Source organism: Shinella sp. 20P9.1.1 (genome assembly GCF_057798995.1).
In genome coordinates this window covers 19,000-41,542 of record NZ_JBYOLC010000003.1, presented here as the reverse complement: position 1 = coordinate 41,542, position 22,543 = coordinate 19,000, and the positions used below count along the sequence as shown (strand labels likewise).

At 64.1% G+C, this 22,543-nt stretch carries 20 protein-coding genes; 9 read left to right on the top strand and 11 right to left on the bottom strand.

Annotation, left to right across the window (positions count from 1 at the left end; translation table 11 throughout):
* Positions 1-48: 48 nt before the first annotated feature.
* The 7 genes from AC27VQ_RS06130 to AC27VQ_RS06100 all read right to left on the bottom strand — a co-directional run bounded on the left by AC27VQ_RS06130 (position 49) and on the right by AC27VQ_RS06100 (position 9,662).
* Positions 49-750 carry an ABC transporter ATP-binding protein gene (locus AC27VQ_RS06130; RefSeq protein WP_488715604.1) on the bottom strand — a complete coding sequence of 234 codons (702 nt, stop codon included), beginning with the start codon at positions 748-750 and terminating at the stop codon, positions 49-51.
* Positions 747-2,459: a branched-chain amino acid ABC transporter ATP-binding protein/permease gene (locus AC27VQ_RS06125; RefSeq protein ID WP_488715603.1), complete on the bottom strand. Its 1,713-nt coding sequence runs from the start codon at positions 2,457-2,459 to the stop codon at positions 747-749. Before AC27VQ_RS06125 ends, AC27VQ_RS06130 begins: the two co-directional genes overlap by 4 nt.
* Positions 2,446-3,315, bottom strand: a complete 870-nt coding sequence (locus tag AC27VQ_RS06120) for a branched-chain amino acid ABC transporter permease (protein ID WP_488715602.1) — start codon at positions 3,313-3,315, stop codon at positions 2,446-2,448. Before AC27VQ_RS06120 ends, AC27VQ_RS06125 begins: the two co-directional genes overlap by 14 nt.
* Positions 3,316-3,602: 287 nt before the next feature.
* Entirely contained in the window at positions 3,603-4,775 is a 1,173-nt protein-coding gene (locus AC27VQ_RS06115; protein WP_488715601.1) for an ABC transporter substrate-binding protein, read from the bottom strand.
* A 33-nt stretch (positions 4,776-4,808) separates the two neighbouring features.
* Positions 4,809-6,467: an amidohydrolase gene (locus tag AC27VQ_RS06110; RefSeq protein WP_488715600.1), complete on the bottom strand. Its 1,659-nt coding sequence runs from the start codon at positions 6,465-6,467 to the stop codon at positions 4,809-4,811.
* Between the two features lie 213 nt (positions 6,468-6,680).
* Positions 6,681-8,159: an aldehyde dehydrogenase gene (locus AC27VQ_RS06105; protein WP_488715599.1), complete on the bottom strand. Its 1,479-nt coding sequence runs from the start codon at positions 8,157-8,159 to the stop codon at positions 6,681-6,683.
* Positions 8,160-8,210: 51 nt separating this feature from the next.
* The gene (locus AC27VQ_RS06100) at positions 8,211-9,662 is read right to left on the bottom strand and encodes an APC family permease (RefSeq protein ID WP_488715598.1); all 1,452 of its coding nucleotides are present in this window, start codon (positions 9,660-9,662) and stop codon (positions 8,211-8,213) included.
* Between the two features lie 277 nt (positions 9,663-9,939).
* Here AC27VQ_RS06100 and AC27VQ_RS06095 point away from each other — a divergent pair, with 277 nt between their 5' ends.
* The 4 genes from AC27VQ_RS06095 (at position 9,940) to recX (ending at position 13,156) form a co-directional block, all read left to right on the top strand.
* A complete protein-coding gene (locus AC27VQ_RS06095; protein WP_488715597.1) occupies positions 9,940-10,704 on the top strand; it encodes an IclR family transcriptional regulator in 765 nt (254 codons plus the stop codon).
* A 107-nt stretch (positions 10,705-10,811) separates the two neighbouring features.
* A complete protein-coding gene (locus AC27VQ_RS06090; protein ID WP_488715596.1) occupies positions 10,812-12,080 on the top strand; it encodes an SfnB family sulfur acquisition oxidoreductase in 1,269 nt (422 codons plus the stop codon).
* 56 nt (positions 12,081-12,136) lie between these two features.
* On the top strand, positions 12,137-12,538 hold the full coding sequence (locus tag AC27VQ_RS06085; protein ID WP_488715595.1) for a RidA family protein: 402 nt from the start codon (positions 12,137-12,139) through the stop codon (positions 12,536-12,538).
* A gap of 60 nt (positions 12,539-12,598) precedes the next feature.
* Complete coding sequence (recX, locus tag AC27VQ_RS06080; RefSeq protein ID WP_488715594.1) at positions 12,599-13,156, top strand: recombination regulator RecX; 558 nt, start codon at positions 12,599-12,601, stop codon at positions 13,154-13,156.
* 16 nt (positions 13,157-13,172) lie between these two features.
* On the opposite strand, the gene AC27VQ_RS06075 is transcribed toward recX, so the two are convergent.
* From AC27VQ_RS06075 to AC27VQ_RS06065, 3 genes are read right to left on the bottom strand one after another with little or no spacing between them, the layout of a single operon-like run.
* A complete protein-coding gene (locus AC27VQ_RS06075) occupies positions 13,173-13,607 on the bottom strand; it encodes a DUF3237 domain-containing protein (protein WP_488715593.1) in 435 nt (144 codons plus the stop codon).
* Between the two features lie 12 nt (positions 13,608-13,619).
* Complete coding sequence (gene ggt / locus AC27VQ_RS06070) at positions 13,620-15,212, bottom strand: gamma-glutamyltransferase (RefSeq protein WP_421594108.1); 1,593 nt, start codon at positions 15,210-15,212, stop codon at positions 13,620-13,622.
* 48 nt (positions 15,213-15,260) lie between these two features.
* Entirely contained in the window at positions 15,261-16,139 is an 879-nt protein-coding gene (locus tag AC27VQ_RS06065) for a LysR family transcriptional regulator (RefSeq protein WP_421594109.1), read from the bottom strand.
* Between the two features lie 90 nt (positions 16,140-16,229).
* On the opposite strand from AC27VQ_RS06065, the gene AC27VQ_RS06060 reads away from it, so the two are divergent.
* Complete coding sequence (locus tag AC27VQ_RS06060; protein ID WP_421594110.1) at positions 16,230-17,219, top strand: bile acid:sodium symporter family protein; 990 nt, start codon at positions 16,230-16,232, stop codon at positions 17,217-17,219.
* Positions 17,220-17,238: 19 nt separating this feature from the next.
* Here AC27VQ_RS06060 and AC27VQ_RS06055 read toward each other — a convergent pair whose 3' ends face one another.
* Complete coding sequence (locus AC27VQ_RS06055; protein WP_488715592.1) at positions 17,239-18,963, bottom strand: chemotaxis protein; 1,725 nt, start codon at positions 18,961-18,963, stop codon at positions 17,239-17,241.
* 364 nt (positions 18,964-19,327) lie between these two features.
* Between AC27VQ_RS06055 and AC27VQ_RS06050 the strand changes: the two genes are divergently transcribed.
* Genes AC27VQ_RS06050 through AC27VQ_RS06035 form a run of 4 tightly spaced genes read left to right on the top strand, consistent with a single transcriptional unit; the run spans position 19,328 to position 22,543 of the window.
* Positions 19,328-19,654, top strand: a complete 327-nt coding sequence (locus tag AC27VQ_RS06050; RefSeq protein WP_421594112.1) for a hypothetical protein — start codon at positions 19,328-19,330, stop codon at positions 19,652-19,654.
* Positions 19,654-20,022 carry a response regulator gene (locus AC27VQ_RS06045; protein WP_244762952.1) on the top strand — a complete coding sequence of 123 codons (369 nt, stop codon included), beginning with the start codon at positions 19,654-19,656 and terminating at the stop codon, positions 20,020-20,022. Before AC27VQ_RS06050 ends, AC27VQ_RS06045 begins: the two co-directional genes overlap by 1 nt.
* Complete coding sequence (locus tag AC27VQ_RS06040) at positions 20,019-22,028, top strand: chemotaxis protein CheA (protein WP_488715591.1); 2,010 nt, start codon at positions 20,019-20,021, stop codon at positions 22,026-22,028. The genes AC27VQ_RS06045 and AC27VQ_RS06040 overlap by 4 nt, the downstream gene beginning before the upstream one ends.
* The gene (locus AC27VQ_RS06035) at positions 22,025-22,543 is read left to right on the top strand and encodes a chemotaxis protein CheW (protein ID WP_488715590.1); all 519 of its coding nucleotides are present in this window, start codon (positions 22,025-22,027) and stop codon (positions 22,541-22,543) included. The genes AC27VQ_RS06040 and AC27VQ_RS06035 overlap by 4 nt, the downstream gene beginning before the upstream one ends.

The following is a 22,543-nucleotide window of genomic DNA, read 5'->3' as shown; positions in this document are numbered from 1 at the left end:
ATGCGCCGCCCTTGCCGCCGAGTCAATGTGGTTCACCTGTTAAGCAAATCAGGCCGCGGCGTCGCCCAGATAGAGCCGGTGCAGATGCGCCGGATCCCTCGCCAGTGCCGCACAATCGCCGTCATAGACGATCTGGCCGCGGCGCAGCACATAGGCGCGGTTGCCGATGGCAAGTGCAAGGGCCGCGAACTGCTCCACCAGCACCACCGCCATGCCGTCGTCAGCGAGCTGCCGCACCGCCCGCATCAAGCGGCTGACGATGACGGGCGCAAGCCCTGAGGACATCTCGTCAATGAGGATGACACGCGGCCGATTGACGATGGAGCGGGCGATGACCACCATCTGCTGCTCGCCGCCCGACAGCATGCCCGCCTCGACATTCCGGCGCTGGAAAAGCTCCGGAAAGAGGTCATAGGCCTCCTTCAGGTCCGCATCGGGATGCAGCGCCACCTTGAGATTTTCTTCCGTCGTCATGGCCGGGAAGACGGTGCGGCCCTGCTCGACATGGCTCAGACCCGCCTTGGCGCGGGCACCGGGGCGCAGCTTGGCGAGCTCCATCCCGTCGAGATTGATGAAGCCCGAACGGACCGGGATGATGCCGGAGAGGCTTTCGAGAAAGGTCGTCTTGCCGGCACCGTTGGAGCCGAGCAGCACGCTGATCTCGCCGCCCTTGGCTTCTAGATCCACACCGCGGATGACGGGAATGCCGGACCGATCGACCTGCAACGCACCGATGGAAAACGTGGTCACTCTGCGGCCTCCTCGAATTCGACACCCATATAGGCCTTCTGCACCACGGGCATGTCCAGCACTGCTGCGGGGGCACCCGAGGCGATTACGCGTCCGAAATCGAACACGGTGATCACCGAGCAGGCCCGCCGCACGAGATCCATGTCGTGCTCGATGAGGAGCACGGCACTGCCGAAGGTTTCAGGGATGGCGGCGATACGCTCGCCCAGTTTCAACGCCTCGTCATAGGAGACGCCGGCCGCCGGTTCGTCGAGCAGGATGACCGGCGCACGGGAGGCAACCGCGCCCGCGACGTCGAGCAGGCGGCGTGTGCCGACATCGACGGTCGAGATCGGTGTTTCCGGGCCGGGGCAGCCGAACCAGGCGAGCAGGCTTTCCAGCTCGCTTTCGCTGATCGGGCCGGCAGCAAGGCGAATATACTCGCCGACGCGCAGTTCCGGCGCGATGCGCGTCGTCTGCCAGGTGCGGCGGATGCCGAGCTTGGAACGCGACGTCGCGGAGATGCCTTCGAGCGGGCTGCCGTTCAGCAGGATCGAGCCGTCATAACGATAGAGGAAGCCGGCAATGGCGTCGACCAGCGTCGACTTGCCCGCGCCGTTCGGGCCGACGAGGCCGACGACCGTTCCGGCGGGCACCGTGAGGTTCACCCTGTCGAGCGCCGTGACCGTGCCATAGCGCACGGTGAGATCGCGCACTTCCAGTGCAATGCCGGCGGGATGGCTGGTCTTTTCCGGCAGGCTGCCGGCTGCGGTCGCCGCTTCCACCGCGCGCTTCGGGCGCAGCTTGCGGGCGAGCCGCATCCAGGTCTCGGCGATCGTCTCACCGGTCGAGAGCGCTTGCACGGCGCCGAGCGCGAAAAAGACGTTGCCGACATCCTGCGGCAGGTTGAGCCGGCGCAGCAGCTCCGGGAACAGCACGATCATCATGCCGCCCGCAATAGCGCCGAGCGCGAAATGCGCGCCGGCCATGGTGGCGACGGCAAACAGCGCAAGCGACTGCATCATCGAGAAGTTTTCCGACACCAGCGTGCCGAGATAACCAGCCAGCAGGCCGCCGGAAATGCCGGAGATGAAGGCGCTGATGGCGAAGGCACTGAGCTTTGCGCGCGGAATGCTGATGCCGTTGGCGGCGGCGGCACGCTCGGAATGGCGCACGGCAAGCCAGGCAGCACCAAGACGCGAGCGGCTGACGAATTCCAGGACCACGGCGATGACGCCATAGGTCATGAGCACGAAGAGGAAATAGCCCTTGTCGCTGTCGAAAGCCTCTGGGCGGACAACCTGGGTAAAGGTCGTCTGACCAGGAAAGGTGATGGTGGCGAGCACCGTATCGAAGGCCGCCGCGAAACCGAGGGTGACGATGGCGAGGTTAATGCCGCGCAGACGCAGCGCCGGAAGGCCGATGGCAATGCCGACGGGAACGGCGGCAAGCCCGCCGATCAGCATCCAGACGGCAAGCCCGCCCGGTGCGCCGATGAGGTTCAGATAGCCCGTCACCCAGGCGCCGACGCCGGCAAAGGACATCTGGCAGAGCGAGATCATGCCCGTGCGGCCGGTGACGAGACCGAGGCTTTGCAGCGCGATGCCGACGATAAAGACGGCGGTGATGAGGAACACCCAGTACTTCGGCAGCAGGAAGAAGATGAGGGCGCCGAGAACGGCGAGCGACAGGGCCGTGGTGGCGGCGGCGCGGAAACTAGCGTGCTTCATCCCAGCGGGCTCCTCTTTGCGACCAGAGCAGGACGGCAAGAATGACAAGGAACGGCACGGCGCCGCGATACTGGCTGACCGGCCCGATGGCGCTGACGCTGCCTTCGAGGAGGCCGATCATCACGCCGCCGATCAGGGCGGCGCGGAAACTCGAGAAGGCACCGATCAGCGCGGCGGCCAGCGCCGGCACGACGAGCAGGCTGAGCGAGGCGAAATCCGGCGAGCGCAGCGGCGCGATGATCATCAGCGCAAAGGCCGTGACGCCGCCGGTGACGGCCCAGACACCGAGCGCCAGCAGCCGCACGCGAATGCCGATCAGCTCGGCTGCCATGGGCCGCTGCGAAAGCGCGCGCAATTGCAGCCCGGTGCGGGTGCGGGCGAGGAACTGTTCGGTCAAAAGGGTGAAGGCGACGGAGAGCGCAAGCGTCGTGACGGCGGCCCAGGTGACTTCCACGCCGGCAAGCCGGAAGGCGGAACCCGGAATGATTTCGGGGAAATAATGCGGATGCTGGCCGCCGGTGAGACGCAAGCCGACAGCAATGATGCCGACGAGCAGCGCCGCCGTCACGGCCGCCTTGGTCGAGGCATTGCTGCCGGCAAACCATGTGGTCATGACGAGGCCGATCGCAAGGCCGGCAAGCGCGCCCGCGGCAATGCCGAGAAACACAGCCGGGAGCAAGGGCATGCCCAGCTCGAACAGCGCGACCATGGCGAAAGTGCCGGCGGCGCCGATGGCCGCACCAGTGAAATTCACCACGGCAACGAGCCGGTAGGTGAAGATGGCGCAGACGCCGAGGATGGCATAGGCCCCGCCGGCCGATAGCCCGGCAACGGCGGCAGTGAACAATGAATCCATTCCGGAACTCCGGGTCGATGCGCGCGGCGCACCGCGTCAGTCACTCATGGTCTCCGGTCCCATGCATGGGATCCGTCAGTTTATCATGCGGGAGCCATTCCAGACCTCGCGGTAGAGACGAAATGGCTCTCCAGCCCCCTTCTCCCCCGTGGGGAGAAGGTCGCGGCAGCGGGATGAGGGGGTGGTGTAGACCTTAAAGGCCGAGCAATCCCCCTCATCCGACCCTTCGGGCCACCTTCTCCCCACGGGGAGAAGGGAGAGGTTGGCAACGGCCTGCCCTCAGCACCTCATTCCGCCGCAGGCAGAACGAACCAGTCCTTGGTCTTCACCGTCCACTTGCCGTCGACGAGCTGCATGATCTTGGTGGCCTGCATCGGCGAATGGGTTTTCGCGTCCCCGAAGGAATAGGCGTTGCCGGCGAGCGGATAGGTCAGTTCCTTGCCTTCCTTCAGCGCCGCCGTCACCGTCTCGCGGGTGACTTCGCCCTCGATACCGGAGATCGTGTCGATCAGGACCTTCGCCGCCATGTAACCGCCCTGCGAGAAGGCGGTCTTGGCGAGGCCGGCCGTCTCCATGGTCTTGGCCCAGTCGGCATTGGCCTCGGTTGCTTCCGTATAGGGCTCCCACTCGGTGCCGACATAGATCGGCTGCTTGCTGTCGGCGAGCGCCTTGGAGACGCCTTCCGTGTAGCCGGGGGCCAGGAACAGCCAGTTGATGCCGCTGATCTTCTGCGCATCCGCCGTCTTGATCCACTGCACGACGCCCGGCTCGACCTGGTTGGTCAGCACTGCGTCGCAGCCGGCATCACGCGCCTTGACGAGATAGGGCGTCAGATCGCCCTGCAACGGCAGCGTCATGTCGCTGAGCGTGATCGTGTTGCCGCTGATCTTCTCCCAGCGTGCGACGGCCGCGGCATAGGCTTCCTGCGTGCCCCCGATGATGCTGAAGAAGGTGCAGAGTTTCTTCGCACCGAGATCCTTGGTGGCGTATTCGAGCACGGCGGTGGTCAGCGTATAGGGGCCGACGTTGACGGGTGCGACGCTCGGCGCGTTGAAGCAGAGCGGATCGACGCCGACGCCCTGCACGGCGAGCACATCGTTGCGGTCATAGGTCGCCGCGTTGACGGCGCAGTCGAGCAGGCTCGCGCCCCCGGCCAGCGCCACGACGCCCTTGTTGTCGATGAGGTCGCGCGCCGCCTGGGCGGCGACCTGCGGGTCGCCCTTGTCGTCGGCGATGGTGAACTCGACCTTGCAGCCGTTGATGCCGCCGGCATCGTTGAGCTGCTGGAAGACGGCCTGGGTGGCACGCGGCGCGTCAGAGAAGTCGACGACGCCGGTCACGGTGGAGACGGCACCGATCTGGATCGGGCCGTTTTCGCAGGTCGGCGCGGCCTTTGCCGACACGGTGGCGGCAAGGAGGATCGCTGCGGAGGCGAGAAGAAGATTGCGGGTCTTGGTCATGCTGTTCCCTTTCTTGTTGTTTCCTGAAGAGGCCTAGCGCTGATAGACGGCGCGGCCTTCGAAATAGGTGGTGAGGACCTTGGTGGCGGCGATGCGCTTCGCCTCGATATCGAAGAGGTTCTGGTCGAGCACGATAATATCGGCCGACTTGCCGGGCTCGATGGAGCCGGTCTCCTCGCCAAGGCCCATGGCGATGGCGGAGTTCAGCGTGTAGATGCGGATGGCGGTGGAAAGGTCGATCGCCTGCTCCGGCCAAAGCGAAACGCCCGGGAAGGCGCCGGACGGGTTCTGGCGCGTCACCATGCCCTCGATGCCGTTCAGCGGATCGGGGATCGGGATGACAGGCCAGTCGGAACCGCCGGCCAGCAGCGCGCCGGTCTTGTGAAGATCGGCGATCGGCCAGAAGCGGGTGGCGCGCTCCTCGCCCATCGCTTCCTTGTGACCTTCGAGGAAGGTCGTCGGATACCAGATCATCGGGCAGAGATCGGCCACCACATTCAGCGAGGCGAAACGCGCGATATCCGTGGGCAGGACATAGCTGGCATGGGCGATGTGGTGCAGCACCCTGGTCGGGCCGTTGAAGTGGCGCACGGCCTCGACGGCATCGAGCATCTCGGTGACGGCATAGTCGCCGGCGCAATGGATTTTCAGGCCCAGCCCAAGCTTTTCCGACTTGTCGACATATTTGACGAGCTCGGGATAGCTGACCAGAACCTCGCCGCGATAGCCGTGCGGATGCGCCGCGTCATCGATATAGGCATCGTGGAAGGCGCCGGTGCGCGCGCCCGGCACGCCGTCGAGGAAGATCTTCGTGTAGTTGGGATGGACATGCCGAGAGCGATAGTCGTCGCGCAGCGCCAGCAGCTCGTCGCCGGAAAGTCCGAACATGAAGGATGGCTCGATCAGCGGCAGCGAAGTCACGGCCCAGGCCGTCAGGTCGCCCTTGTCATCGAGGCCCTTCAGCGCCTTGAGGATGGAGAGCACCGAAGCGGCATCCTGGAAGGCGGTGACGCCATAGGAATTGACGATCTCGACGGCGCGAGCAACGGCGGCCTCGCCCATTTCCTCGGTGAAATGATCGGCGGCGACGCGCTCGACGATGCCGGCGGCGGATTCGATGAGAAGGCCGGTCAGCCTGCCGGTCACCGGATCACGGCCGAAGGCACCGGCCGGCGGGTCGGGCTGGTTGTCGGAAATGCCGGAGAGGCGCATCGCCTCGCTGTTGACCCAGCGGTTGTGCATGGTCTCGTCGCGCAGCAGCACGGGATGGCCGAGGCTGGCGGCATCGAGCTTCGCAAGGGCCGCTTCCGAGTTGAGCGCGCTGATCATGTCGGCGCCCCACTGGTTGGCGACGATCCACTGGCCGGGCGCGGCACCTTCTGCCTGTGCCTTGACATGGGCGCAGATCGCCTCGACGGAGGCGCCAGCGGGAAGCTGCGTCTCGAAGAGATCGGCCTGCCCGCCCATCATGATGTGGTTGTGAATATCGACGAAGCCCGGCATCGCCATGCGACCGGCAAGATCGATTACCTCGGTCGCCGCAGCGCGATAGGCGTCGATATCAGCGGCGCTGCCGACGGCGAGGATGCGTCCACCGGCAATGGCGACGGCTTCCGCCCAGGAATTGGCGGCGTCGACCGTATAGATGCGGCCACGGGTCAAGATGAGGTCAGCGTGTGACGTCCCAGTCATGATAGCGATGTTCCCTTGTGGTTCATTATTCGAACCTACTATTCAACAGGAGAGTGCCGCAGTTGGAGGCAGCTGTCAATATAGTTCACACGTTAAACATATTGACCGAATGGACAAGGATTCCGTCAGCACGGCGCCGCCGCCCAAAAACAGAAGACCGCCGCAGATGCATTCGGCATCGCGGCGGTCTGGAAGCACTGTCGGTACGGTCGTTTAGAGCTGGATCCACGCCGTCTTCAGGTCGAGATATTTTTCCAGCGCATGCAGCGACTTGTCGTGCCCGTTGCCGGACTGGCGCACGCCGCCGAGCGGCACCGTATTGTCCGCGCCGCCATAGGTGTTGACATGCACGACACCCGCGCGGATGCCGCGCACCATGCGATGCGCCCGCGAGAGGTTCGATGTCCAGACGGCGGAGGCGAGGCCGTAATCGGTGCCATTGGCGATGGCGAGCGCCTCCTCCTCGGTGTCGAAGGGGATGATCGACAGGATCGGGCCGAACACCTCTTCGCGGGCAAGCGTCATGCCCGGCGTGACGTCAAAGACCGTCGGCTCCATGTAGAAACCGCCTGTATCCGTAAGAACACGCTTACCACCGGTGCGCAGTTTTGCGCCCTCGACCAGCGCCTGCTCGGCAAAACCGAGATCCTTGCGCAGCTGCATTTCGCTGGAGATCGCGCCGGCCTCTGTGGACAGCAGCAGGGGATCGCCAACCTTCATGGAGGCCGCAATGGCCGCGACCTTTGCGGAAAAATCCTCGACGATTGAGCGTTCGACCAGCAGGCGCGAACCGGCGACGCAGACCTGGCCGGAATTGCGGAAGATGCCGTAGGCCGAGGTTTTCGCCGCCTTGTCGAGATCGGGCGCGTCGGCGAAGACGACATTCGGCGACTTGCCGCCGAGTTCGAGATAGACGCGCTTCAGGTTGGACCGTGCGGAATATTCCAGAAGACGCCGTCCGACCGGGCCGGAGCCGGTGAAGACCAGCACGTCGATTTCGGGATGCAGGCCCATCGCCTCACCGGCGACGGCACCACGCCCGGTCACGACATTGAGCACGCCTTCGGGAAGGCCGGCTTCGGCGCAGAGTTCGGCAAGCCGCAGCAGCGACAGCGACGCCACCTCCGCCGGTTTCAGCACCACGGAATTGCCCGCGGCAAGTGCCGGTGCGATCTTCCAGGCGCCGATCATCAGCGGGAAATTCCACGGCACGATGGCGCCGACGACACCGACCGGCTCGCGGTGCACGAGGCCGAGAATATCGCCCGCCGTCGGCGCGATCTCGCCATAGACCTTGTCGATCGCCTCGGCATAGTAGCGGAAGCTGCCGGCCGCACTGCCGGGCTCGGCCTTCAGCGCCATGGCGATTTCCGTGCCATTGTCGCGCACGCCGAGCACCGCGAGTTCCAGAGCATGCTTCTCGATCAGCTCGGCGATCTTGAAGAGCACCCGCTTGCGCTCGGCCGGTGCGGCCTTGGCCCAGCGGCCCTTCTCGAAGGCCGCACGTGCGGCCTTCACCGCCCGGTCGACATCGACGGCACCCGCGTCCGCAATGCTCGTTAAACGCTGGCCGTTAATCGGCGAAATGACATCCAGCGCCGCCCCTTCGGCCGGTTCGCGCCAGTTGCCGTCGATGAACAGCGCCTGCGGGGCGATGGTGAGATTGCGGAGCGCTTCGATCTTTTCCTGCATGTTCTTCCCTCGAAAGGTCGGGCGGGCGGCGCCGAAGCACCGCCCCATTTTTCAGACTTCGCGGCCGACGCCAAGCCGCGCGAAGGCAACGGCGTCACCGGACTTCAGCCGCAGCGCGCAGAGCACGCCGATGACGGCTGCGATCAGCACGAGGCCCGGCAGGAACACGGCCAGCGGCCCTTCCGCACCGGCGAGTGCGCCGAAATTGGTGGCAATATAGACCACCAGCGCGGCAAGGATCAGCCCCGTCAGGATTGGCAGCACGACCGTCACCAGCTTGTTGCCTTCAAGGCCGGGATTGCGGCTGAAGAAGGCGACGATGGAGAAGGCGGTGAGCGCCATCAGAAGGATGATCGCCAGCGTGCCGACATTCGTCAGCCACGAGAACAGCGCCAGCACCGGATCCTGCCCCGTGAAGGCGAAGAGCGCGACGACGAGAACGGCGATGACCGTCTGCACGACCGAGCCGGCATGCGGGCTCTGGAATACCGGATGGGTGACGCCGAGCGCCTTGGGCAGCAGGCCCTCGCGGCCGGCGACATACATGTAGCGGGCAACGCCGTTGTGGAAGGCGACGACGCCGGCAAACAGGCTGGTGATGAAGAGGATGCCCATGACGGTGGTGATGCCGCCGCCGACATAGCGGTCCGCCAAGCCGAAGAGGAAGGTCGTCGGATCGGCAAGACCCTGGATTTCCGGCACGAGCTTGTCGACGCCGGCCCCGTTGACCATCAGCCAGGAGGTCAGCATGTAGAACAGGCCGATAATCAGCACCGAGATATAGGTGGCGCGCGGCACGGTCTTTTCCGGCTCACGGGCTTCTTCTGAATAGATGGTCGTCGCCTCGAAGCCGATGAAGGCGGCAAAGCAGAACAGGATGCCGATGGCCGGCGTGCCGCTCATGAAGGCCGAGGGCGTGAAGGGCGCGGCGGAGAGCCCGCTGTCGCCGCCCTTGACGAAGATCGCGGCATCGATGACCAGCACGACGAGATATTCGAGGATAACAAGCACCGCGAGCACACGGGCGGAGAAATCGACCCGGCGATAGCCGAAGACCGCGACGAGCGCGATGCCGATATAGGTCCAGACCCACCAGGGCAGGTCGATGCCGTAACCGGCGAAGAAACCGGCGGTCGCGGCACCGAACAGGCCGAAGACGCCGATCTGCATGGCATTGTAGGCGAGGATGGCTATGAGCGCGGCGGCACCGCCGGCAAGCCCGCCGAGGCCCTGCGCGGTATAGGCATAGAAGGCGCCGGCATTGCTGATATGGCGGGCCATCGCGACATAGCCGACGGCAAACAGCAGCAGCACGGCCGTCACGAAGGCGAAGGTCAGCGGAATGCCCGGACCGTTGCCGAGCATCATCGACAGCGGCACGCCGCCGGCAACGGCCGTCAGGGGCGCCGCCGCCGAGACGACGAGAAACGTGACGGCCCCGACACCGAGGCTGTTCTTGCGCAACTGGTTCGCGCCGCCAGACGGCACGGTTTCATTGGTCATGATCTTGCTCCCTCCTGACGGCCCACCCCACACGGCTGCCGCCTTCAATGCCGTGCGCGAGGCGCCCGGCGGTTCCCATTTTGAAAATATGCTTGCGGTTCATTATTTGAACCCGTATTTTAATTATAGATTTGCAAAAGCCCGCTTCGGCGTCAAGTTATTTCTCATGTTAAGTATCTCGACAGGGAGGAGATGCTTGTGAAAGGCTGGACGCGAAGAGAAGGCCGTGCAGAAGTCCTGCGCCGTATGGCCATAACGAAAGGTCCAGAAGAGACACATGAGCACCATCGGCAAGGCCCTCTCGCTCCTCGACGCGATTTCCCAACTCGGCAAGGATATCGGGCTCACCGACGTCGCCCGCCTGGCCGAACTCGACAAGGCGACGGCGCGGCGCTTCCTGGTGGAGCTTGAGAAATACGGCTTCGTGGAGCAGGACGAGGAGACGCGAAAATACCGGCTGGGTGCGGCACCCGTGCGCCTGGCGCGCATCCGTCAGGCGCGTTTTCCCTTCGTTTCCGTCGCCGCTCCCTTCGTCAAGGCACTGGCGGAGGAGGTGGGCGAGACGGTGCATCTCTCGGAATTCAGCGGCGGCCGTCTCTCCACCATCCATGTCGAGGATTCCTCGCAGGCCCATCGCGTGATCGTCGATCTCGGCACGCCGCTCCCCTTCCATGCGACGGCCTCGGGCCTCGCCTATCTCGCCTTCCTGCCGGCCGACGAGATCGAGCGTGCGCTGAAGCGCCCGATGGAGCGGTTTTCCGCCGAGACGATCACCGAGCCGGAAGCGGTTCGCCTTCTGGTGAAAGAGACCGCCCGGCGCGGTTTCTCGATCAACCAGCAGGGTTTCGAAATGGGCGTGATCAGCGCCGCGGCACCGGTCCTCGCACCGAGCGGAAAACCGATCGGCGCGCTTGCGGTCGCAGCCCCGACCGCCCGCACCAACAGGACCCGCATGCTGGATATCGGCCAGAAGACCATGGCCGCCGCCCAAGGCATCGCGCAGAAATATTATGGTGCGAAACCTGACCGGCCACGGCACTGAGGCCGTTCGAAGGATTTTTCTCCGGGTCGTCATTTTATAATACATAATATCTATCGATTTTATTTTTTACTGCGAAACTCTCCTCAAACCAACCGGAGAGCTTTGCCATGGGGATTATCGAAAAACAGCCAATCGACTACACGCAGCACCCGCGCGTGAATTCCGACGATCCGGTGCCGCCGCGCCCGCGCCCGCAGAGCCCCGCCCACATCATCGGAAGCGATGAGGAGGCGATTGCCGTCGCCAGGCGGCTTGCCGCCGATTTCGCGCAAGGCGCAGCATTGCGCGACCGCGAAGGCTTGCTGCCGCTGAAGGAAATCGACGCCTATTCGCAAAGCGGCCTCTGGGGCATCAACGTGCCCAAGGCCTATGGCGGTGCAGGCGTGTCCTACAAGACGCTCGCCCGCGTCATCGCCATCCTTGCCGCGGCCGATTCCTCGATCGCCCAGATCACCCAGAACCATCTCGCCATCAACGGCCATATCGACCTCGACGGCACGGAAGAGCAAAAGAAAGAATTCTTCGGCTGGGTCCTGTCCGGCCTGCGCTTCGGCAACGCTTTTTCCGAACTCAACAGCAAGACCGTCGGCGCCTTCGAGACGCGCGTCTCCCATGAGAGCGACGAGGCGGTGGTGAACGGCGAGAAGTTCTACACGACGGGTGCGCTCCTCTCGCACATCATCCCGATCGTCGCCGTCGATGCCGAGGAGAAGGGCTATCTCGTCTTTACCGATCGCGATGCGCCCGGCATCACCGTTACCAACAACTGGTCGAGCTTCGGCCAGCGCACCACGGCCTCCGGCGCGGTGAAGATCGAGAATGTCCGCGTGCCGAAGAGCCGGCTTTTGCCGGTCGCCGCCTTTGATCGGCCGACCATTGCCGGCCCCGTCTCGCAGATCATCCAGGCCGCCATCGATGCTGGCATAGCGCGCGGCGCCATCGACGACGCCATCGCCTTCATCAAGACGCAGAGCCGTCCGTGGATCGACAGCGGCAAGGAGACGGCGGGCGAAGACCCCTTCACCATCGCCGCCATCGGCGACCTGAAGATCCGGCTGCATGCGGCCGAAGCCCTGCTCGACATCGCCGGCGAGGCGATCGACGCCGGCCTGAAGAGTGCGACGGAAGAGACGATCAACGATGCGACCATCAAGACCGCCGAAGCCAAGGTGCTGACGACGGAGATAGCGATCCTCGCCACGAACAAGCTGTTCGAACTGGCCGGCACGCGCTCCACGCTCGCCAAGCACAATCTCGACCGCCATTGGCGCAATGCGCGTGCGCATACGCTGCACGATCCCGTGCGCTGGAAATTCTTCCATGTTGGCAATTTCTATCTCAACGGCATCAACGCCCCGCGTCATGCCTGGAGCTGAGCCGTCCATCCGGGTGCCGGCCCAGCCGGCACCCGTTTCCCACCGGATACCCAACCATGCCGCTGCACCGCCACATCGTCGCCAACGCCGCCCCGCCGCCGAAAACAGCGCGCTACGCGCATGCTGTGGAAGCGGGCGGACTGCTCCATGTCACCGGCCAGCTGCCGATCGATCCCGATCAACCCGATGCACCGCTGCCTGCCTCGATCGAGGCCCAGACCGAACTCGTCTTCCGCAATCTACTCCGCATTCTCAACGCCACGGAATATCGGCTGGAAGACACCGTCTTCGCCCGGATCTATCTCACGAATTTCGCTGGCGACTATGCGGGCCTCAATGCGGTCTATCACCGGTATTTCAGTGCGGATGCGCACCTGCCGGCCCGTACCACGGTCGGCGTTGCCACGCTTGGGCGGAATGCGCTGGTCGAGATCGACCTCGTCGTGGCGAAGGCGTGACAGGGCGGAAAACTTCTTCCATAAGAACGGGATCCGAAGCATCCATCGCCGAAAGCCCCCGTGAGCCTCGAAGACGACACGCCCGCCGATGTGCCCACCCCGCGCATGTTCTCCTGGGCGCGCAATTCGACGATCTATCGCATCGAACGGCGCATGCACACGGAAAAGCAGCTCTTCGACGCAATTTCCCGCAAGGCACGGGAAAAGTTCGAGGATATCAGCGACGCGCAGGTCAAGGCATTGGCCGATGCCGCGGTGAAATTCGCCTATGACAACAAGGCGCTCGACGACACGGCCTTTGCCGAGATGAGCAGCCGCTCGGGCATGCGCAGCGGCCGGTCGAAGCGCGCGGTCGTGCAGAAGCTTTCACAGAAAGGCATCGCCAAGGAAACGGCCGCTGCCGCGGTGGCCGAGATGGACGACCTCTATGCCGCCGTCGTGCTCGCCCGCAAACGCGCCTTCGGCCCGTTCCGCAAGGTGGAGCTGGACGACAAGCGCAAGGCCAAGGAATTCTCGGCCTTCGCCCGCGGCGGCTTCGGCTTCGATATCGGCAGAAAAATCTTCGCCATGACGCTGGAAGAGGCCGAAGAGGTGCTGGACGCCGGCCGTCATCTCTGAGTACCGGTGTCGCGGCTCACATCACCCGGTAGAAGGTCGCCTTTGCCAAGGTGCCTGCCCCGTCGGTCAGCAATGTGCCGATGAAGGCCGCATCGCGCAGCCAGGCATAGGGCCCGTCGGCCACTTCGAACTGCGGCACCGTGCGTCCGCGAAAATCGCCGTGCTCATCCGCCCGCACCGTGCCGGCATTGATCAGCGAGATCAGCACGCCATCCTGGGTGCGCAGCGTGTATCGCGCCCAGATTTCGCTGACGCCGTCCGGCCGGGTCAGGCACCAGTCAGCGCCGCCGGGCAGGACCTCGCCGCCGATGCCGGGTCCGGTGAAGCGCCCGCCAATGATCGGGATGATTTCGCGCACACCGCCGCCAACATCGCCGACGACGAGCGCTGGCGCGATCTCCGCCTCGATGCGCATGACAAGTTCCAGCCCCGGCTGATCCATCTCCGCCATGATCTCCTCTCCTCAAAGCCCGAGCGCTATGCCGTCCTTGCGCGATTCCGACCCGCCGATCAGCGTGCCGTTTTCCCAATCGATGCGGATCGCCTGTGCCCCGCCGATCGGCCCTTCGGCCGGCACGAGCGAGAAGCCGCGCCGCTGGAGTTCGCTTGCGGTTGCGGCCGGCAGCGTGTGTTCGGCTTCGACGAGCGTGCCTTCCGACTTGGGAATGAGACGCGGCAAGTCGATCGCCTCCTGCAGGTCCATGCCATAGTCGAAGACCTTGGAGATGAGATGGGCGTGGCCCATCGCCTGATAATAACCGCCCATGACGCCGAAGGGCATTTCCACCCGGCCGCCCCGCGTGACCATGCCGGGGATGATGGTGTGCAGCGGCCGCTTGCCCGGCGCCACGACATTGGGATGGCCGGGCTTCAGCGAAAAACTCTGGCCGCGATTGTGCAGCACGACGCCCGAGCGCGGCGCGACGAGGCCGGTGCCGAAACTGTCGAAGACCGAATTGATGAAGCTGACGGCATTGCGGTCGCGGTCCACCACGGAAATATAGACCGTGTCGCGGTGCAACGGCATGTCGAAGGCCGGCAGGTCGGTCAGCGCGCGATTGAGGTCGATCATGCCGGCCAGCCGATCTGCAAGCCCGTCCGACAACAGCTCCTCGACGGGCACATGCGCCTTGTCCGGATCGGCAAGCCAGGCGTCGCGCGCGGCATAGGCAAGCCGCGTCGCCTCGATTTCCAGATGCAGTCTGTCAGGCGATTGCGGATCGCCCTTGGCCTCGAAACGGCTCAGAATGTTCAGGATCAGCAGCGCGATGATGCCCTGCCCGTTCGGCGGGCATTCGTGGATGGTGTGGCCGCGGAAATCCGTCGTCACGGGCGTTACGTAATCGCCCCGCGCCTCCGCAAAATCCTCCAGCGTGTGCAGGCCACCGAGGGAACGGAGATAGGACACCATGTCCTCAGCCACCGCCCCGGTATAGAACCCGTTGCGCCCTTCGGCCGCAATCCGCTTCAGCGTGGCCGCAAGCTCCGGCTGGTGGTGCACCTCGCCGATCTTTGGCGCACGCCCCTTCGGCAGGAAGATGCGCGCGGCGGTGGGCTCGGAGGCCAGCAACTCCTCCTCGATCAACCAGTCGCGATGAACGCGCGGGCTGATCGCGTAACCTTCCTCGGCAAAGCGGATGGCCGGCGCCAGCACGTCGGCAAAGGGCATGCGGCCGTGATCGGCATGCAGCCGCGTCCAGGCATCGATGGCGCCGGGAATGGTCACGGCCGAGGGCGATTGCCGCGGCACCTCGGCAAGACCCCGCTCGGTGAACCAGTCGAGCGTCAGCGCCGCCGGCGTGCGCCCGGACCCGTTATAGGCGACGACCTTGTCGGACCCGCCCGGCGCATACAGCACGAAGCAATCGCCACCGATGCCCGTCGAGCCCGGTTCGACGACGCATTGCATGGCCGAGGCGGCGATCGCCGCATCCATCGCATTGCCGCCGGCCTCCATGATCTGCAAGGCGGCGAGCGTCGCGGATGGGTGCGACGTCGCCGCCATTGCATGGCGGGCGACGGCAACGGAGCGGGTCGGCCTTTCGAAATTGCGCATTCTCTTCGTTCTCCTCGGTATTTTTTACCCCGCCGGTCCGGCAGGTTCTTATGAAGTGATGTCAGGGGCCGCAGTGACGGCAAAGCCCTTGCCGAAGCGCTCGCGCACCTTGCGGGAAAAGGCGGAAACGGTGGCGTGATCGGCCGAGCTTGCGGTGACGAGCACGAATTCCACATCCTCCAGCGCCGGCAGCAGCGGCGGGGTGATTTCGCGAAGGCCTGCCGGGGCCAGGCTGCGCGGCTGCACCAGCACGCCCATGCCCGCCCGCGCCGCCGCCGTCAGCCCGCTCAGGCTCTGGCATGAACAGACGATGCGCCAGGGCGTGCCCGCGTGCTCCAGCGCCTCCATCAGCAGCGCCCGCGTGAGGCTCGGCGGCGGGAAGACGATCAGCGGCAGAACGGGCTTGGCGAGGATCGCCTCGGGATCGCTCGCCAGCCACACGAGCGGTTCGCGCAGGATGGCATCGCCGCGCTGCTCGCCGATCCGGCGCTTGGCCATGACGAGATCGAGCTCGCCGCGATCCTGCATGTCGGCCAGGGTCTTGGAGAGCGCGACGGAAAGCTGGAGATCGACGGAGGGGTGATCGGCGATGAAGTCCTCCAGCAGACCCGGCAGCTGCCCGCTCACCAGATCTTCTGAAATGCCGAGCCGGAAGGGACCGCGCGGCGCATCGGCATCGAAGCGCGCCACCGTCTGCCGTTCCAGCGCCAGAAGCTGGCGGGCATTGGGCAGCAGCGCCTCCCCGTCGCTCGTCAGGCGCACCGCATGCGTATCGCGGTCGATCAGCCGCCGGCCAAGGCTTCGCTCCAGCCGCTGAAGATGCTGGCTGACCGTCGACTGGCCAAGGTTCAGCCGCTCCGCCGAAAGTGTGAAACTTTTGGTCTGGGCCACCATGACGAAACTGCGCAACTGAGCAAGATCGAGCATATCACGTTTCTCGATAAGCATTATCGATTGCATCGCAAAACAGGATAGCGCATTTTAAGGGCCTGTCGAGACCTTCCCGGATCGTGACCGATGAAACGCTTCCTGCCCGATACATTCACCTTGCTGCTCGTTGGCGCCGTGCTGCTCGCCTCGCTCGTGCCGATTTCGGGCGAGCCGGCGGAGTGGTTCGGTATCGCCACCAACATCGCGATCGCGCTATTGTTCTTCCTGCACGGCGCACGTCTTTCGACGGACACCGTCGTCGCCGGTTTCCTGCACTGGCGCCTTCAGCTCTTCATCCTGGTGACGACCTTCGCAATCTTCCCGCTGCTCGGCCTCGGGCTCGGCCTGTTCTCGCCCTGGCTGATCGACCAGCCGCTCTATCTCGGCCTGCTCTTCCTCTGCGTGCTGCCATCCACCGTGCAGTCGTCGATCGCCTTCACCTCGATTGCCGGCGGAAATGTGCCCGCCGCGATCTGCGCGGCATCGACATCGAATATTCTCGGGATTTTCCTGACGCCGGCGCTGGTGGCGCTGCTCTTCTCCACCGGCGGCAATGCCGGCATTTCCTTCGACATGATCTGGAAGATCATGCTGCAGCTCTTCCTGCCCTTCGTCGCCGGCCAGGTGCTGCAACCCTTCATCGGCAACTGGATCCGCTCGAAGAAGACGCTGCTCAATCCCTTCGACCGCGGCTCGATCCTGATGGTCGTCTATCTCGCCTTTTCGGAAGCGGTGACGGAGGGCATCTGGCACCGGCTTGCCATCGGGGATCTCGCGCTGCTCATCCTCGTCGACATCCTGCTGCTCGCCGCAGTCCTTCTCATCACCAGCCTCGGCGGCAAGCTTCTGGGTTTCAACCGGGAAGACCGCATCACCGCCGTCTTCTGCGGCTCGAAGAAGAGCCTTGCCAGCGGCGTGCCCATGGCGAGCGTCATCTTCGCCGGCCAGTCGATCGGCGCCATCGTGCTGCCACTGATGCTCTTCCATCAGATCCAGCTGATGGTCTGCGCCTGGCTGGCGCGCGTCTATGCCGACCGGCAGAAGACGCTTGAGGCGGAGCCGGTACAGGCGGGCTGACGCAAACCCGGCCTGCGCATCAGAACAAGGCGTCGTCGAACAGATCGTCGTCGCTCATGGCTGCGGGTTGGACGGGTGCCGCCTCGAGCGTCCCGCCAAAGTAGCGGGCATGAATTTCGCGTTCCGAGGCCATAGTATAGACACGCGCGATACGGCTGCCGAGATCGGCCATCGCCTCCTCAAGTCCGGCGGTATCCGGCATCTCATGATCGATCAGATCGCCGGCACTTGCCGCACAGTCGGCGAGCACATCGCCGAGTTCAGCGTTGAAATCGAGGCCGGCAATCGTCCTGCCCGCCTTGGCGGAGACATCCGCGCCGCAATCCCGTAGCGCAGCCATATCCTCTTCCATCCGGTCGCCGGCGCGGCGAATATGGTCGAGCACCTCTTCGAGATGGATATCGAGCGAGCCGCCGGCCGCATTGCCGGCTTCGCCAAGCTTGCCGGCATCGCCCTCCAGCGATTGCAGCGCAACCAGGATGCGTTCGGCCGTCTCGTCGAGCTGGGCGGAGAAGGTGCGCAGCTCCGCGGTCACCACGTTGATCGCCCGCCCCTCTTCGCCGAGCTTGCTGCAGCGCAGGTTGGTGTTGAGTGCCATGTAGTGGATATCAGTGCGGACCAGCTGGATCGTCTTCACGCCCTTCAGCAGCTCCCGCACAGTCTCCACCGTGCTCGACCCCAGCGCATTGGCCTTGCCGGCCGCCTGCTCGATATCGCGCACGACGGCGCGGGCAGCATCGATATCGGCTTCCAGCGTGCGCATGGCACGGTCGGCCGATTGGCCGTCGGTGGCAGCCATGTCGCCGTAAAGCGCCATCAGACCATCGATATCGGTCCCGAAACTACGGATCGTTCCGACGACGGTCTTGCATTCGCGCCCGAAGTCGCTGGTGATCGCGACAAGCTGATCGCGCACGAGATGGTGCACAAGGGCCGTCAGACGCCCGGCCGCGTCACCATCCAGCGTGCCGGCCGCCAGATGCTCGTCCAGAAAGGCGAAGGCTGACTGGCAATGTTCGATGCGCTGGCGCGTAATGTCGCCGATCTGCATGGCGGAGAGCGTGGTCGCGACCTTCGTCTGCACGAGACGGGCCGAACTGCCGACCTTACCGGCGAGCTGCGAAAGATGCTTGCGCTGGGATGTGAGGTCCGCTGCATTGCGCGAGAGATTGGTGGCAATGTCGGGTACACTGCGGCGGAAGCGCTCCAACGCCTCTCCTCCGCCCAAGGACGCCGCGTCGATCACGCCGCTGAGCGTGCCAATCTTCGCGCCGAGCGCATCGACTTCCTTCCTGCCGAACTGGATGCGTTCGAGGATTTCTTCCGCAAAGCCCGAGAAATCCGGAATGGCGGCGCCCGTGATCTTGGCCGTCGTCGCGAAAGTGCGCAGATAGCGCAGCGTCTCCTGCATATCCGCAATATGGGTGCCGAGCGACTTTTCCGTCACCGAAACACTGGCGAGGCGCTGCTGGCGCGTTTCCTCGATGGCCGGCAGGGCGGTCAGCTGGTCGACCGTGGCAACCAGCCGGCCGATCGTCGCCTGCGCAGTCTCGTCATCAAGCGAACGGGAGAGGTTTTCCAGCGATGCAACCAGTCGGTTGAGCACATCGAGCACGGCGAGCAGCACCACGCCACCGTCGAGGAAGCGTTGTTCGATGCGGGAACGGGCCCCTTCGAGACGGGAAACGAGTTCCGTCCCGGTCGTCTGCCGCTCCACGCGGACTGCGCTCGCTGTTCCTGACACGCCATACCCCACTTTCAAGAAATCTAGGCCTGACCCTAGGACGAACAATGTAACGCGCAGTAAATTCGCATCTCCTTATGAAGTGAATTCGGGCCTTTAAGAGCTGTTTGCACGCCACCACCCGAGGATGCAGGCATCCCTAGAATTAGGGATTTATAAATAATATCTCTAATGTCTTATGTTTTAATTTACGTAATATTATCAGCTGGTTAAGCCGAACTCGTCACCTAACGTGAATTGTTGTATAAGCAATGCAGCAACCACCAAAAGGTGAATTTAGCAACCGCGCTTTACGGATCGTTAAGGCTATCGATGAATTCTGGCGCGGGGAATACTCCCTTGCAAAACGTTTATCGGGGCCAGCATGTCCTCCACCTTGTCCGGTGACGCGCCATTAACCTTACCAAATGCGCTCACCATCAAGAATATATTAGCCGTTCAAGAGATTATCCTGAGCCATTTGGCGGATAATCCAGCAACGATACTTGATATCGACGCGGAGGCTCAGGTCGACCTGAGCTTTGTCCAGCTCGTTACGGCTGCGCGCAAACACGCGGAAGCGCACGCGAACCGGCTTCTACTTGCTCGCCCGGCGACGGGAGACCTTTACGACGTGCTGAAGCGTGGCGGATTTCTCGACGAGATGACGCCGGACGCCGCACATTTCTGGTTGCATCAGGAGAAAAATTGATGACCGCGAAAATCTTGACCGTGGATGATTCCGCCAGCATCCGGCTGACGACACGCGTCACCCTGAGCAATGCCGGCTACACCGTGACCGAAGCGGTCGATGGGCTCGACGGCCTGAGCAAGCTTCAGGCAGGTGAATACGACCTGGTGATCACCGACCTCAACATGCCCAATATGGACGGCCTGACCATGATCCGCGAGCTGCGCAAGCTGCCCGCGCATACCGGCGTTCCGGTCATCTTCCTCACCACGGAGTCAGACGGTGAGATCAAGGCGCAGGCCAAGGCGGCCGGCGCCACGGGCTGGCTGACCAAGCCGTTCGACCCGGAAAGCCTCGTCAAGATCGCCAGAAAGGTTCTCGGCAAATGAGCAATCCGGACCCGATCTCAGTTTTCCGGACAGAAGCGGCCGAACTGCTGGAACAGATCGAGTCCGGCCTTCTCGACCTGACGCGCAGCCTCGACGACCGCGACCAGATCGATGCGGTCTTCCGCGGCCTGCACACGCTGAAGGGCTCCGGCGCGATGTTCGGCTTCGAAGCGCTGGCCGCCTTCACGCACCATTGCGAAACCGCCTTCGACCGCGTGCGCAAGGGCGATGTGCCGGCGACGCATGAACTGGTCTCGGCGGTCTTGTCCGCCCAGGACCATATGCGGGCGCTGCTCGAAACGCCGAACGGCGACCACGATGCGATGAGCGCCAGCCTGCTCGACAACCTGCACCGCGCCGTAAATGGCGCAGGCTCGCCCGCCCCGGTCTCAACCGCAACCCTTATGGCCGTAGCATCGGACCAGGATGCCGGCGGCATGCGCGAATGGCGCATCCGTTTCAGCCTGCCGGCCAATGCCATGGCGAACGGTACCAATCCGCTCGGCCTGCTCGACGAGATGCGCGATCTCGGAGAATGCAAGATCGTTGCCGACACCACTGATGTTCCCGATCTCGCCACGCTCGAACCGCGCGATATCCACCTCGCCTGGAACGTCACCCTCAAGACGGAAAAGCCGCGCAGCGACATCGAGGACGTCTTCATCTTCGTCATGGACGATATGGAGCTCGACATCACGGAGATCGCCGCCGAACGCCCGGCCGCCCTTCCCGTCGCCGCCGCCCCAGCAGCCGCAATGCCGAAGGCCGTGGTGGTTTCGGAACGCGAAGCCCCTGCCGTTCAGGCGGCCAACGATTCCAAACAGGCGAAATCCGCCGAAAATGTCCGCGTGCCCGCAGAACGCCTCGACGAAATGATGGACCGCGTCGGCGAGCTGGTCATCGCCCAGTCGCGCCTCACCCAGCTTGCGGGTGCTGCGGCCGATCTCGGCCTGCGCTCCGTCTCGGAGGAAATCGAACGCCTGTCCGGCGAGTTGCGCGACACGATGATGGTGCTGCGCATGATGCCGGTCGCGAGCCTGTTCAGCCGCTTCCGCCGCCTCGTGCACGACCTCTCGCGCGAGACCGGCAAGGAAATCGAGCTCATCACCGAGGGCGAAAGCACCGAGGTCGACAAGACGGTCATCGACCGACTTGCCGATCCGCTCGTCCATCTCGTGCGCAATTCCATCGACCATGGCCTGGAAAAGCCCGAGGAACGCATCGCCGCCGGCAAGGACCCCAAGGGCAAGGTCATTCTCTCCGCGCACCAGACGGGCGGCGAGGTGATCATCACCATCAAGGACGACGGCCGCGGCATCAATCGCGACCGCGTGCGCGCCAAGGCCGAGTCTTCCGGGCTAATCCAGCCGGGTCAGGCACTGTCCGATCCGGAACTGCTGCAGCTCATCTTCCAGCCGGGTTTCTCGACCGCCCAGGCTGTCACCAATCTCTCCGGCCGCGGCGTCGGCATGGATGTGGTGAAGAAGACCGTCGAAGCCCTGCGCGGTGCCATCGACATTATCAGCAAGCCCGGCGACGGATCGGAAGTATCGCTGCGCATTCCGCTGACGCTCGCCATCATCGACGGCCTGCTCGTGCGCGTCGGCGGCGGGTGCTACGTCATCCCGCTTTCGGCAGTCGAGGAATGCCTGGAATTGTCGCTCGAAGACGACCTGCGCTCGCGCGGCCGCTCCTTCATCTCGCTGCGCGACAGTCTCGTGCCTTTCCTGCGGCTGCGCGAACTGTTCCGCACAGGCACCCAGCCCGACCAGCATCAGAAGGTCGTGGTCATCTCGACCGGCTCCGAGCGCGTCGGCCTCGTCGTTGACCAGATCATCGGCGACCACCAGACAGTCATCAAATCCATGTCCAAGCTGCACCATGACGTCGCCACCTTCTCGGGCGCGACCATTCTGGGAGACGGTAGCGTCGCTCTGATCCTCGACGTCACCCATCTCGTCGCGGCCGGGCAGCACCAGGAGGCGCAGATGCGGGCGGCAGGATGAGCGAAGCGGCACGGAAACTCGACTACGGCACCATCTGGGGCGATGAGGAGGACCTTTCCGTCCTCACCTTCAACCTCAACGGCGAGACCTTCGCAATCGAGGCGATCGTCGTGCAGGAAATCCTAGATCTTCTGCCGGAAACCCACGTTCCTGGCAGCAAGCCCTTCGTTTCGAGCGTGATCAATTTTCGCGGCAAGGTGATCCCGCTTGCCGACATCCGCCTTGCCTTCGGCATGGACGCGACGGAAACCACCATCGACAGCCGCATTATCGTCATCGAACTCGATCTCGACGACGAGCCGACCCTTGTCGGCATCCGCACCGACAAGGTCAACGAAGTCACGACCCTTGCCAAGGTCGCCAGCGAGCCGCCACCGAGCGTCGGCATGCGCTGGCGCGCTGATTACATCAACTGCCTCGTCAAGCGAGGCGGCGAATTCATCATCGTTCCGAACCTGCACGCGATCTTCTCCTCTCGGAAAGACCGCACTGGCAACGCGCAAGCGCCGAACTAG

Coding starts and splice junctions, on each gene's coding strand:
- AC27VQ_RS06125 (WP_488715603.1), bottom strand. CDS start 2,459: ATGAAGCACGCTAGTTTCCGCGCCGCCGCCACCACGGCCCTGTCGCTC.
- AC27VQ_RS06120 (WP_488715602.1), bottom strand. CDS start 3,315: ATGGATTCATTGTTCACTGCCGCCGTTGCCGGGCTATCGGCCGGCGGG.
- AC27VQ_RS06115 (WP_488715601.1), bottom strand. CDS start 4,775: ATGACCAAGACCCGCAATCTTCTTCTCGCCTCCGCAGCGATCCTCCTT.
- AC27VQ_RS06110 (WP_488715600.1), bottom strand. CDS start 6,467: ATGACTGGGACGTCACACGCTGACCTCATCTTGACCCGTGGCCGCATC.
- AC27VQ_RS06105 (WP_488715599.1), bottom strand. CDS start 8,159: ATGCAGGAAAAGATCGAAGCGCTCCGCAATCTCACCATCGCCCCGCAG.
- AC27VQ_RS06100 (WP_488715598.1), bottom strand. CDS start 9,662: ATGACCAATGAAACCGTGCCGTCTGGCGGCGCGAACCAGTTGCGCAAG.
- AC27VQ_RS06095 (WP_488715597.1), top strand. CDS start 9,940: ATGAGCACCATCGGCAAGGCCCTCTCGCTCCTCGACGCGATTTCCCAA.
- AC27VQ_RS06090 (WP_488715596.1), top strand. CDS start 10,812: ATGGGGATTATCGAAAAACAGCCAATCGACTACACGCAGCACCCGCGC.
- AC27VQ_RS06085 (WP_488715595.1), top strand. CDS start 12,137: ATGCCGCTGCACCGCCACATCGTCGCCAACGCCGCCCCGCCGCCGAAA.
- AC27VQ_RS06075 (WP_488715593.1), bottom strand. CDS start 13,607: ATGGCGGAGATGGATCAGCCGGGGCTGGAACTTGTCATGCGCATCGAG.
- ggt (WP_421594108.1), bottom strand. CDS start 15,212: ATGCGCAATTTCGAAAGGCCGACCCGCTCCGTTGCCGTCGCCCGCCAT.
- AC27VQ_RS06065 (WP_421594109.1), bottom strand. CDS start 16,139: ATGCTCGATCTTGCTCAGTTGCGCAGTTTCGTCATGGTGGCCCAGACC.
- AC27VQ_RS06060 (WP_421594110.1), top strand. CDS start 16,230: ATGAAACGCTTCCTGCCCGATACATTCACCTTGCTGCTCGTTGGCGCC.
- AC27VQ_RS06050 (WP_421594112.1), top strand. CDS start 19,328: ATGTCCTCCACCTTGTCCGGTGACGCGCCATTAACCTTACCAAATGCG.
- AC27VQ_RS06045 (WP_244762952.1), top strand. CDS start 19,654: ATGACCGCGAAAATCTTGACCGTGGATGATTCCGCCAGCATCCGGCTG.
- AC27VQ_RS06040 (WP_488715591.1), top strand. CDS start 20,019: ATGAGCAATCCGGACCCGATCTCAGTTTTCCGGACAGAAGCGGCCGAA.
- AC27VQ_RS06035 (WP_488715590.1), top strand. CDS start 22,025: ATGAGCGAAGCGGCACGGAAACTCGACTACGGCACCATCTGGGGCGAT.